The following is an 11,474-nucleotide window of genomic DNA, read 5'->3' on the forward strand; positions in this document are numbered from 1 at the left end:
ATCACCGTGGCCATCAGGTTCCTTGTACGGCAAGCGATTTGAGGTGTTCCAGAGGGTGGGCCGGGACGAACACGGCCCGGCGTCGCGCTGTCGCGTGAGGTGGAGCCGCCCACCGCCCTCCATGCCCGTCGACGAGGCCGGGCTGGGCCGCCTCGGGTACCGCCGTGCCGCCGTACGGGTGGACAGCGGCACGGCGCGGTCATCCGGTTCCACACACGGATGCCCGCCGGGGCCCGAGCGGCAGGAGGGTCCCCTCACTGTGATCCACGAGACCTGGCACCGCGCGATCTGCCGACTCCCAGAACCGTTCTCCCGTCACTCCCGTCTCCATGGTCGAAGCGGCACCTCGACGAGACGCTGCGCGGTGTCGTCAAGGCGTATGGATGTCATGGAAGGACTTCGAGAACGGTGTTAGCGAGAACGGTGTTAGTGAGTCACAGGAAGAGGGCCATCGGCTGGATCGCCGGGAGCGCGCTGGCGGCGGCGGTCATGGGCCTCACGGGCTGCTCGGACAGTACGGATTCCACCGCGGACAAGGAGTCGGCCGCGAGCAGCTCGCCCGCAGCTGACACCGACAAGTCGGAGGAGGGGAAGCCCGAGGACGCTTCGGCGTCGTCGCGGGCCTCGGCCGCCGGCCAGTCCACGGCCGAGGGGGCCGTTGCCGCGTGGGTCACCGCGGTGGTCAAGGGTGAGGTGAAGGACGCTTGCCTGCTGATGGGGGAAGCAGCCAAGGGCTCGTCGCCCGCGCGAGCGGGAAGCGAGGCGACGTGTGACGGCGACGCGCCTCAGGGAAAGCAGATGGAGAAGAACATCGGGCAGTTCCGTGAGGCGTTCACGCCCGAGCCGCCCACGGACGACCCGAAGGTCGACGTCGCCAAGGTCCCGGCCACCGGTGGCAAGGCAGTGGTCCCCGCCGACAAGATCACCGTCGACGGACAGACGCTCGACAAGATCATCCTTTCCCACTCCACCGGGGTGAAGTCCGGACAGCTGGACGTCAAGGTGCATTCCACCAAGATCGACGAAGCCTGGTACGTGACGGATCTCGACCTCGACATCGGCTGAGCGGTTTCGGCCGGATCAGCTGATCGACGGTCCGGGTGGGCGTTGACTGAAGTGCGGTGAGCACGGATCGAGCCGCCACTCCCGGGCCGTATGCCGCGGATCAGCGACGCGCACGGGCAAGCAGGGCCGCGTGCGGCAGCGTCAGCACACCGTCCCCGTCGGCGAACTCCGAGCTGAACAGATCGAAGTGGCGCTTGATTTCGGCGCGGATCCGCGGAGTCTGGCTCCGCACCATCTGTCCGCCGAACGCCACGCCGGCCGCAGGACCGCTCCACCACTCCTCGGCGCTGGTGCGGTGGTCCCACCGCACCGTCTCGCACGCCGCCTCGCGCAGCCCCGCCGACTCCATCAACCCGGTCAGGCCCCTCTCGTCGCGGGGAAAGTCATCTTCAGGAGCGATGCCCGCGGGCAGGTGAGGTGGGCGTACGGCACCGGCGGCCTGTATGGCGCGCCCCAGCAAGGCTTGTCCCGCTGCCGGGGGAGCCGCCCAGATCGTCAGCGCGATCCGCCCGCCCGGCTTCACGACCCGGCGCAACTCGGCCAGGGCGACGGTGGGCCGGCCCACGTGGTTCAACACGAAGTTGGCCACCACGGCGTCGAACTCGCCGTCACCAAAAGGCAGTTCGGGGAGTACGGCGACACGCACATCAGCGGCGGGCGCGGACCGCGCGGCCAACTGGACCATGGTGGGTTCCGCGTCCACAGCCGTCACCGTCGCCCCCCGGGCGCACGCAGCGGCGGCAACCGTGCCCGGTCCCGTTCCCACGTCGAGCATCCGCTCGCCCGGCCCCACTCCGGCGGCGTCGAGCAGTTGCCGCGTCGGATAGGCGCACAGCTTGGCGAAGCTTCCGGCGTAAGCGGCAGCCCGGCCTGCCCACATGAGCCGTTCACTCTCGTCGAACCCCGTGACCGACCCCGGCACCCTGCCCACCTCAGCTGAAGATCCACCCGACGCCACGACCCTAACCCGCGGTCTGATCAGCGCGGAAGGCTCGCGCAGCCTGCCCCGCCGCGAGACGGTGATGTGCTGGGCGGCCGCGTACCCGCCCAGGGTGAGGAGTTGCCCGGTGGGGACACCACCGACGGTGGGGAGTTGGTGCAGGGAAGCAATGAGCCGCCCCCTCCGTGCGTGTGCTCGCGGGAGGGGGCGGCGTGGGGTATGCCGGCGAATATCAGCCGTGGAAGGTGATGTAGCCGTTGCCGTCGCGGTCGTCGGCGCGCTTGGTGTAGGAGTGCACGTCTGCCCGGGAGCCGGTGGGCTTCACCAGGTAGATGGTGTCCTTGTCGTTGTTCCAGATGAAGTTGCAGTTCTGGCGGTAGACGACGTTGCCGGCGTCGGAGTCGGTCCCGCGGCCGCCTCGCAGCTTCACGTAGTCGCCGGGCTCGAGCTTGTGGCTGGAGTCGAACGTGAACTTGTTGCCGACCGCGTCCTTGACGACGTAACCCTGGAGGTTGACGGTCTTGGTGTGCGAGTAGTTCTTGATGGTCAGGTATTCGTTCTTGGTGTTGCCGCCCGAGCATCTGTTGGAGTCGCTGCCGGGCGCGTCGTACTGGACGCCCTTGAGCTTCAGCGCGGACGTGTACTCGGTGGCTGCGGCGGGGCCGGCGGCTATCAGGGCCAGCGTGCCCGCTGCGGCGACTGCGGCCAGGGTGTGGCGCATACGCATGAGGAATCCCCCCTCGGTGGTGCGAATAGTGCGCCTGGAGCATACCGGATGTGATCATGTGGTGGCCCCCATGTGTACAACACGTGTACAAACGGTGAAGCACGCCTTACAGTGGCGATTTCGCCCCGCTTTCGGGTGGTCGCGGAAGGGGCCCGTCGTCGACGGGCCCCTCGGCGTGCCGCAGCCAGTGGTGGCCACCGGTCGAAGCCGCCGCGCGCATGAAGTGCTTCAACCGAGGGTGCTCAGCCCCGGTGGCCGGCCGCGGGCCGGTTCAGCGCGGGCGGCCCCGCGTCGGCGGCCGTTCCCCATCCGGACGGCTCGGTGCCGACCGAGAACGCGAGTGACCGCATGTCCCGCAGGGCATCGGTCGTGAGATACGTGCGGCCGTACGGGGACCCGTCGACGCGGGCCGACTGGATGTAATGGCGGCCGTCGGAGGTGCCGGGCGCCGTCACCGTGAGCGCCCCACGCGGGTAGTAGCGTCGGTCGAGTGTGAGGTCGACCCGTTCGAAGACGGGGGTGGACAGACCCCAGGTGTCGTAGCCGGGCTGCACCGGGAAGATGCCGATCGACGACAGCACGTTCCAGGCGGACATCGTGCCGAGGTCGTCGTTGCCCGTCATGCCGGTCGGGGTGTCGGTGAACAGGGTCAGCGCGGCGTGCACCACGTCGGTGGTCTTCCAGGGCCGGCCGGTGGAGAGGTAGGTGTACGGGGCGATGAGGTCGGGTTCGTTCTGCGGGTTGTACTTGTCCGCGTTGTAGTAGTCGTACGGGCCGTTCACCCACACCTCGCGGGCGGTCTTCGCGGGATCCCGCACGAGTTGCTCGTAGGCGAAGAAGGAGTCCAGCCGGTCGTTGGCCGCCTGCTTGCCGCCGATCAGGTCGACCATGCCCGGCAGGTCCTGCGGTACGAGCCACTGGTACTGCCAGGAGGTGCCCTCGTGGAACCCCTCGCTCTGGGCCGGGTCGGCCGGCCCGGTGAAGGCGCCGGAGGCGTCACGCGCACGGAAGAAGCCGGTCGAGGAGTCGAAGATCCTGCGGTAGTTCTGGGCCCGGGCGGAGTAGCGGGCGGCGTCCGCGGCGTGGCCGAGGTCGCGGGCCATGGCCCCGAGCATCGCGTCCGACAGGGCGTACTCCAGCGTCGCGGACGCGCCGTGGTCGTAGTCGGAGTCGCCGGGCTTCGCGTGCGGGCGGTCGTGGACGTAGGGCGCGAAGCCGTCGGCGATGTACTCCCGGTTGGCCTCGCGGCCCACGGCCGGCGAGTCGGCGGGCGGCACACCGTCGGCGTTGTTCTTCAGGGCGCGATAGGCCCGCTCCTCCCAGCCCTTGAGCAGCCCCTGTTGGTAGGCGTTGGTGAGGAACGGAGTGACCGGGTCACCGGTCATGATGTTCGTCTCCACCGTGCCGTAGCCCCACTTGGGCAGCCAGCCGCTCTCCTCGTCGATCTTGATGACGGAAATCGCCATGTCGCGCGCCTCGCGCGGCGCGAGCAGGGACAGGAGCTGGGACTGGGTGCGGTAGGTGTCCCACAGCGACCAGTTCTGGTAGTACGTGAAGCCCCGCGCGCGGTGGATCTTCTGGTCCCAGCCGGTGTAGCGGCCGTCGGCGTCACTGCCGATGTTGGGCGCGAGGAAAGACCGGTACAGGGAGGAGTAGAACGTACGCCGGAGGGCGTCGCCGCCACCCTGCGCGCGCACGTCGTCGAGCCGGTCCTCCCAGGCCTGGCGGGCGGCACCGCGGACCTGGTCGAAGGAACGACCGCCCTCCGCGCGGAGGTTGACGGCGGCGCCGTGGGCGTCGACGTACGACAGGGCGCTCGTAGCCTCGACGGTCCGGTCCCTGGTGGTGTCGAAGCGGACGTAGGCGCCGTCGCGCCCGCTCCTCGATCCGCCGGTGACGGTCGAGCCGTCCCAGGTGCCGTAGGCGGTGAACGGCCGGTCGAAGCGGGTGATCGTGTAGACGGTGTACGACTTGGTGTCCTGGCAGAAGCCGCTGCCGGTGATCGCGGTGCGCACGGTCCTGCTGTCGAGGACCTCGACCTTGGTGGAGACCGTCCGGTGCAGTGACTGGCCCGCGTTGAGCAGGACGTTGGCCTTGTCGGTGGCGGGGAAGGTGTAGCGCTGCACGCCGGTGCGCGCGGTCGCGGTCAACTCGGCGTCGATGCCGGTCTTCAGGCCGACCTTGTAGTAACCGGGGCTCGCCTTCTCCGTGTCGTGGCTGAACTCGGCCTGATAGGTGGCGTAGTCCGTCTCGGTGACGTCACCGGTGGTCGGCAGCACGGGCAGGTCGCCGCCCAGGCCGCAGCCGACGCCGGAGAGATGGACGAGTGAGAAGCCCCGGATGTGGTTCTGGGAGTAGTCGTACCCGGTGTTGTGACCGGTGTCGGGTGAGAACTGCACCATCCCGAAGGGAACGGCCGCGCCGGGATAGGTGTTGCCCTCGTTCTGGGTCCCGATGAACGGGTTCACGAGATCGGTGAGCCGGGCGCCCGGTGCGGCGGCCTGGGCCGCCGCGGGGGCGACAAGGGCGGCGCCGAGCAGGGCGGCTGCCGCGGCCACCGTGCCCGCACCGCGTATCCGTTGGATCCATCTCATGGGCGGAAGCGCCTCCCCGAAAGCCAGACAACGTTGTCAGAGCGAGCGGGCTCAATTCTTTGCGTTGTGCGTGTACTCGTCAAGTACGGCGTGGTGGACGGCGGAGTCGAGTCCGTCCGGCGACCGCGTGGAAAACGCCCGGGGCGGCGCCGACGCCGCCCCGGGCGACTTCACTTAGGGCTCAGTGTGATTTAACGTCTGCGGGTTCGGGAGTGTCGGCGGGTGGGCTGATGGTGTAGTTCCACTGGCCGTGGGTTTCGTGACGGGTCAGCGGGAGGGCCTTCATGGCCTTGTCGCTGATCTTGATGCCTGTGGGGTAGACACCGGTGTCCAGGGCCGCGGACACGGTCAGGCCGGTCTCGGTCGTCGTCGCACCGATCAGGGAAACGGCGGCCTCGTGGCTGGTCAGTGGTGTCCCGCGCCAGTTCATGGTGATTGCGGAGAACAGCCGGTGCTCTATGCGATTCCACTTCGAAGTACCCGGCGGCAGGTGCAGCACGGTGATCGACAGGCCGGTCTCGGCGGCGAGGGCAGCCAGCCCGGTCTTCCAGGCCCGTAGTCGGCTGCCGTTGGATCCGCCGCTGTCCGCGGTGATCGTCAGTGTCGTGGCCTGCGGATATGCGGCCCGGCCGACGTTGTTCCACCAGGTCCGCAGGGTGTTCACGGCGAACGCGGCGGTGTCGTGATCCATGCCGACGCTGACCCAGCCGGCGTTGGCGCCGATGTCGTAGACGCCGTAGGGGATGGCTTTGCCGGCCGGTCCGGGGAAGTCGTGGACGTTGACCTTCACCGGGTCCCCAGGCGGTCGCCATTCCTTGCCGACGTTCTTGAAGTTCCCGATCAGTTCCTTTTTCTTGCAGTCCACGGACACGACGGGCTGTCCGGCAGCGAGGGCCGCCCTGACCTGATCGTTGAGGTAGCGGAACTGGGCGTCGCGGTCGGGGTGCTGCTTGCCCTCGACGGTTTTGGCGTTGCCCTGCAAGGAGTAGCCGGCCTCGTGCAGCAGTCGGGCCACGACGTTCTCGGTGCACCGGTGTCCCCGATTGACCAGCTCGGCAACCAGGTGCGACAGCGATTTCGTGGTCCAGCGCAGCGGGTTCATCGGATCACCACGAGTCTCCGGCTCGACCAGGGCATCCAGGTCCACGGCCAGTTGCGGGTCCAGGACCTCGGCCCGTCTGCGGCCGCCTCCCGGCCCCCGGGACCGCCCGACCGCCAGCGGCTGCGGATCGTCCAGTTCCCCGCGGCCCCGTCGGATCGTGTCCTGGGACACCCCGGTCGCCTCACAGACGATCCGTGCACCGCCGCCACCCAGCTCACGAGCCTCGTTGCCGAGCCACAACCGTCGCTGCCGCTCGGTCAGGTGATCCCGGATCGCCTCGTAGCGCCGGGCCAGGGACTCCATATCGATCGGCATAGCAGGAAACGTACGCGCCGCGCGACTGATTCATAACTTGTTTCGCTACGAGCCCTTACCCACTCCTGGCGTCACCTCGCGGTGAGGTAGGCGCGTTCGATCGTCTGGAGCAGCGTGTTGCCCTGCCGGTCGGTCAGCCTGACCCGCAGCGAGACGGAGCCCGCCTCGGCCGGGTGCCGCAGCGTCAGGTGCGTACCCCCGACGGCCTTGGCGGGCTGCCATGAGGTGCCCTCGTCGTACGACACCTCGAAGGCGAGTTTCCTGGGCCGCTGTCCCGCGGCCGCACCCTCGATGCTGAAGGGCACCTCGAACCGCTTGCCCGCCTTCGCCGTGCTGGACAGGGACAGTGCGGGGGAGAAGCGGACCACCGACAGGGGCAGCGCGGTCTGCTCGTCCTCGGGGATCTCGGCGGAGCGGAAGGTCCACTCCGCGGCCACGCGGGTACTGACCGGGTACACCGCGGGGTCACGGGAGTTGTCCACGCTCAGCTTGTACGCGCTGTCGCGGGCGGGAACGGTGAACTCGGTGACGCCGTCCGTCGGCGGGGTTTCGTAACTGTCCGGGATCTCCTTGCCGTCCGCCTGGAGCGAGCTCGCCGGTGTGGTGTGGTCGCTGGTGCCCCAGTGCCCGGCGCCGTCGCCGAACAGCGGCAGGTACGCCCTGATGGTGTGGCCGTACCGCAGCAGACCGGGGTATCCCTGCCCGGGTCCGGCCTCTCCGGCGCCGGGAAGGGACGGGCCGAAGACGCCGACGTTGAACCGTTCGCGGTAGTTCTTACCGGCCTGCCAGGTCCTCGGCATCCTCATCAGGAAGTTCTCCCAGACCGTGTCGCGGCCCTCGCCGCTGGTCTGCCACGTGCGGAAGGACCATGCGACGCCGTTGTCGAGGACGTAGTCGGTGGTGCGCAGGGGCAGGACCCCTCTCAGGTCGTGGTCGGTGAAGACGAAGCGGCCGTCGGCCAGGTGCGGAGACACCTCGACCTGGACGTTCCTGCCCCCGACGGGCGCGCCCACCTGGAGGTCGACCTTGGCGAGCCGCTTCCGCTCGACCGAGGCGGTGAAGCCGCCCAGGTCGCCGGGGCGGTTCCAGGCCAGGTGGTAGGTGACCGGCCGGCCCTCGTCGTCCTGGCGGGTCCAGTCACCGGCGAAGAGGGCGGACGCTCCGGCCGCGGCGGATCCCAGCTGCCCGAACCGCGTGCCCTGGAAGGTCGGCAGTATGTACTGGAGTGTGCCCAGGCCCAGCTCTCCGCCCCGCTCGTAGCGGAAGACGGCTGTGGCCTCGGTGTTCTCGGCCGCCGCGTCGGGCACGGTGATGGCCACCGGCCGTGCCTGCCGGGCGTCGACGGTGACGGTGGTGTCCGAGTCGAGCCGCAGCTTCGGCTGCACCAGCACGGCGTGGGTGGCGGACTCGTACGAGGGGTGGATGACACCGCTGAGGTTGTAGTCGCCCTTGGGCAGCCGCACCGTGAGCTCGCCGTCCTCCTCGTCGGTGTAGTCGGCGTTGAACTCCCTGTCGATGCCGCTGACGGAGGTCAGGGCGTCGCCGGTCGGCTCGCCGTTCTCGTCGATGTGCTTCAGCGTCAGTTCGTACGACTCGACCTCACGCTCCGCCCCCACGGCGGTACGCACCTTGACCTCGCCGTCGGCCGAGGTGCCGGTCACCGAGCCGCCGAACGTGCCGTCGGCACTGCCCGCGCGGGTGTCGGCGGTGACGTCGGCACTCGCCTCGCCGCCCGCCGGAACGGTGAGGCGCTGGGGCGACACGGAGAACATGCCCTCGGCGGCGGGCTTGCCTTCCACCGAGAACGCCTCGACCGACAGGTCCAGGGTGACCCGCTCCGTACCGAGGTTTCGGTATGTCAGCCGCTTGGTCACCGGGGCGTCGTCGCCGTGCGGCCACTGGTGCGTGCCGAAGTCGAGCGGCCCCTGCCCGGTGACGACGCTCTGCCCGATCGCCCGGACCAGGTCCGTGCGGCCGGTGCCCTGCTGGAAGGAGCTGTACGGGCCCGGCTTCGCGGAACCGGTGAGGACCGCCTTGATCCGCTCGCCGTCCCACTCGGGAAGCTGCTGGGCGAGCAGGGCCGCGGCGCCCGCCACGTGCGGGGACGCCATCGACGTTCCGCCGATGGTGAGGTACCCGGGTATGTCGGAGGGGTACTCGCCCTCCAGGACGCTGCCGGCGGCCGCGGCGGCCGTGATGGAGACGCCAGGCGCGGTCAGGTCGGGCTTGACCCCGCCGTCACCGATGCGCGGGCCGCGGCTGGAGAACGAGCCCAGCTTGTCGGACGCGTCGACCGCGCCGACGGTGAGCGCCGCGTCGGCACTGCCGGGTGAGCCGACCGTCCGCTCGCCGGCCTCGCCGCTGTTGCCCGCCGAGATGACGAAGAGGGTGTCCGACTCGGCGGAGAGCCGGTTGACCGTCTCCTCCAGCGGGTCGATGCCCGGCGTGTCCTCGCCGCCGAGGCTGAGGTTGGCGATGTCGGCGCCCTGGGCGACCGCCCACTCCATGCCCGCGATGACGCCCGAGTCGGAGCCGTAGCCGGAGTCGTCCAGGACCTTGCCGTTGAGGATCTTCGCGCCCGGGGCGACCCCCTTGAACCTGCCCTCGGACTTGGCCCCGCTCCCGGCCACGGTGGACGCCACATGTGTGCCGTGGCCGAACGCGTCGCCGGTGCCGGAAGAGCCGGAGAAGTCCTTCGCCTCGGTCACCTGGCTCGCGAGGTCGGGGTGGGTCGTGTCGACCCCGGTGTCCAGTACGGCGACTTTGACGCCGGTGCCGTCATAGCCGGCCTCCCAGGCCGTCGGCGCGCCGATCTGCGGGACGCTCTTGTCGAGGCTCGCCCTGCGCCTGCCGTCCAGCCACAGCTTCTCGACCGCGGTCGGCGCGGTGAACTCCGTCGTGCCCTCGGCCTTGTGGGTGTCGGCGCCGGTCACGGCGTCCCAGAAGTCGGCGCCACGCTTCTTGACGGACCGCATCGCCTTCCCGTTGATGACCGGGAGGGTCCGTCCAATCCGCGCCCCGGCCCCGGTGAAGGGGGCCAGCGCGGGCGCCTTCCTGCCGCGGAACGTGACGATCAGCGGTAGGTCGGAACGGCCCGCGTCGTCGTAGCCGTCCGCCACCAGTCGGGTCACGTCGAACAGCCGGGCATCCACCTTGCCCTGCGCCAACAGCAGTTCCGCGTCTCCGGGCACCACCTGGGTGTGCCCGGAGACCTCGCGGACCGAGAAAGGCACCCGCTCGCGGCCCTGTGCCCGCCGCACCCCGGTGACCTGGCCGGTGCCGTCCACCAGGACCTGGTCCCCGGTCACCAGCGTCACCGTCTTCGCGGTCCCGGCCGTTCGGGCGCCGCCCGCGCTCCGGGCCACCGCCCTGGAGGCCCCGTCGGTAGACTCACCGGTCGGCGCGGCCTGGGCCACCCCTCCCGGAAGTCCGGCCAACAGAAGGGCCGCGGAAGCTACCCCCGCGGCCGCGATCCCACGTCTGCGTCTGGCACGTAACTCCATCTGAGCTCCTGGTGATCGGGATTCGAAACAGGGCGATCTCAACCCGCGGGCGCGGCGAAACGCCGTCGTGCGTGGTCACGGTCGTTCACCCTGTGATCGCGATGTGATCGGAGCGAGCTCAAACGATCACGGATCAATAACGCCCGCTTCGGTCTCGGCCACGTGACGGACTCCGGGCCGCATGGGCGGCAAAGGGATGCCGAGCTCAAGTCACGTGCTGCCGTTGCGGGGGTTTCGGACGCCGTGCGGGTCTGGCTCCGCTGGGGTTGGGCGTCACGGAGTGCCAGACAGACGTACGCGCGCAGGCTGTGGCGATGGCGCTGGGTCGGCGTACTCGAGAAGACCCCGGAACACTGCCGGGGAGGCACGGCGTCGACGGCGCGGCGGCCGGACCGCGCCGCGCCGTCGTGTGTGCTACGGCTTGGGGGGCTTGACGGCGATGTCGAGGTAGAAGGCGTCGATGCTGCGGACCGCCGCCTCGAACTCCTCCAGGTTCACCGGCTTGGTGACGTAGGCGTTGGCGTGGTGATGGTAGGCGCCGGTGACGTCGTCGGGGGCGGCGGACGTGGTCAGGACGACGACCGGGATGGTGCGCAGGTCGGCGTCCTCCTTCACCACGGCGAGGAACTCGCGCCCGTTCATGCGGGGCATGTTGAGGTCCAGCACGATGAGATCGGGCCGCGGGTTGTTCTGATCGCGCAGGTAGTCCAGGGCCGCCATGCCGTCGGGGACCTGGGTGAGGTTGCGCGTGCCGCGCTCGGCGAGGGCGTCCTGGATGAGCATGGCGTCGGCGAGGTCGTCTTCGACCAGCAGGACGTCGTAGGGGCGGGTTGCGGCGGCGGCCATGAGTTCACGAGCTCCGGGGGATGGGGGGTGTGGCGGGGCGGTGTGTGGTGTGGGTGATCAGGCCGGGCCACCGGCGCCGGGCTCCCTGGCGGCTCATGCTCACGGCCTGGCCGATCTCCGGATAGCCCGCGCCGCTCGCGGCCGCGGTGTGGGCGGCCTGGTCCTCGAGATGCCTGGCGGCCTCTCTGACGTCGGCGAGCACCCGAAGGCGCACGAGCGCGCGCCCGCGAGCGTCGTCGACGGCGTCGCGGTCCGTCGGCGAGTGGAGGGAATCCCGGGTGATGTCCTGTGCGAGGCGTCGGGCCAGCTCGTCGACCATCTGAATGACGAGCGCGGCCCTCTCCCCACCGGGTGAGTGCGGAGTCGGTGCGGGGCCAGGCAT

At 69.9% G+C, this 11,474-nt stretch carries 7 protein-coding genes and 1 pseudogene; 1 reads left to right on the forward strand and 7 read right to left on the reverse strand.

Features of this window, described 5'->3' with window-relative positions; all coding sequences use genetic code 11:
• The first annotated feature begins 429 nt into the window (after window positions 1–429).
• Window positions 430–1,065 carry a hypothetical protein gene (locus OG985_RS42190; RefSeq protein ID WP_371673699.1) on the forward strand — a complete coding sequence of 212 codons (636 nt, stop codon included), beginning with the start codon at window positions 430–432 and terminating at the stop codon, window positions 1,063–1,065.
• Window positions 1,066–1,165: 100 nt separating this feature from the next.
• Here the strand turns inward: OG985_RS42190 and OG985_RS42195 are convergent, their stop codons facing one another.
• The 7 genes and pseudogenes from OG985_RS42195 to OG985_RS42225 all read right to left on the reverse strand — a co-directional run bounded on the left by OG985_RS42195 (window position 1,166) and on the right by OG985_RS42225 (window position 11,474).
• Window positions 1,166–1,945, reverse strand: a complete 780-nt coding sequence (locus OG985_RS42195; RefSeq protein ID WP_371674657.1) for a class I SAM-dependent methyltransferase — start codon at window positions 1,943–1,945, stop codon at window positions 1,166–1,168.
• Window positions 1,946–2,237: 292 nt separating this feature from the next.
• Window positions 2,238–2,732 (reverse strand): lamin tail domain-containing protein, encoded by a 495-nt coding sequence (locus tag OG985_RS42200; RefSeq protein ID WP_371673700.1) that lies wholly within the window; start codon window positions 2,730–2,732, stop codon window positions 2,238–2,240.
• A gap of 242 nt (window positions 2,733–2,974) precedes the next feature.
• Window positions 2,975–5,326 (reverse strand): GH92 family glycosyl hydrolase, encoded by a 2,352-nt coding sequence (locus tag OG985_RS42205; RefSeq protein WP_371673701.1) that lies wholly within the window; start codon window positions 5,324–5,326, stop codon window positions 2,975–2,977.
• A 223-nt stretch (window positions 5,327–5,549) separates the two neighbouring features.
• Window positions 5,550–6,743: pseudogene (locus OG985_RS42210) on the reverse strand (ISAzo13 family transposase); the annotation flags it as partial.
• A 71-nt stretch (window positions 6,744–6,814) separates the two neighbouring features.
• Window positions 6,815–10,246: a S8 family serine peptidase gene (locus OG985_RS42215; protein WP_371673702.1), complete on the reverse strand. Its 3,432-nt coding sequence runs from the start codon at window positions 10,244–10,246 to the stop codon at window positions 6,815–6,817.
• Window positions 10,247–10,660: 414 nt separating this feature from the next.
• Window positions 10,661–11,092 (reverse strand): response regulator, encoded by a 432-nt coding sequence (locus OG985_RS42220; RefSeq protein WP_371673703.1) that lies wholly within the window; start codon window positions 11,090–11,092, stop codon window positions 10,661–10,663.
• A 4-nt stretch (window positions 11,093–11,096) separates the two neighbouring features.
• On the reverse strand, window positions 11,097–11,474 hold the full coding sequence (locus tag OG985_RS42225) for a hypothetical protein (RefSeq protein WP_371673704.1): 378 nt from the start codon (window positions 11,472–11,474) through the stop codon (window positions 11,097–11,099).

The sequence above is a fragment of the Streptomyces sp. NBC_00289 genome (genome assembly GCF_041435115.1).
In the GTDB taxonomy this organism is placed as follows: domain Bacteria; phylum Actinomycetota; class Actinomycetes; order Streptomycetales; family Streptomycetaceae; genus Streptomyces.

What these genes read in the sequence shown, in the direction of transcription:
- OG985_RS42195 (WP_371674657.1), bottom strand. Translation starts at nt 1,945, where the DNA reads ATGTGGGCAGGCCGGGCTGCCGCTTACGCCGGAAGCTTCGCCAAGCTG.
- OG985_RS42200 (WP_371673700.1), bottom strand. Translation starts at nt 2,732, where the DNA reads ATGCGTATGCGCCACACCCTGGCCGCAGTCGCCGCAGCGGGCACGCTG.
- OG985_RS42205 (WP_371673701.1), bottom strand. Translation starts at nt 5,326, where the DNA reads ATGAGATGGATCCAACGGATACGCGGTGCGGGCACGGTGGCCGCGGCA.
- OG985_RS42215 (WP_371673702.1), bottom strand. Translation starts at nt 10,246, where the DNA reads ATGGAGTTACGTGCCAGACGCAGACGTGGGATCGCGGCCGCGGGGGTA.
- OG985_RS42220 (WP_371673703.1), bottom strand. Translation starts at nt 11,092, where the DNA reads ATGGCCGCCGCCGCAACCCGCCCCTACGACGTCCTGCTGGTCGAAGAC.
- OG985_RS42225 (WP_371673704.1), bottom strand. Translation starts at nt 11,474, where the DNA reads ATGCCTGGCCCCGCACCGACTCCGCACTCACCCGGTGGGGAGAGGGCC.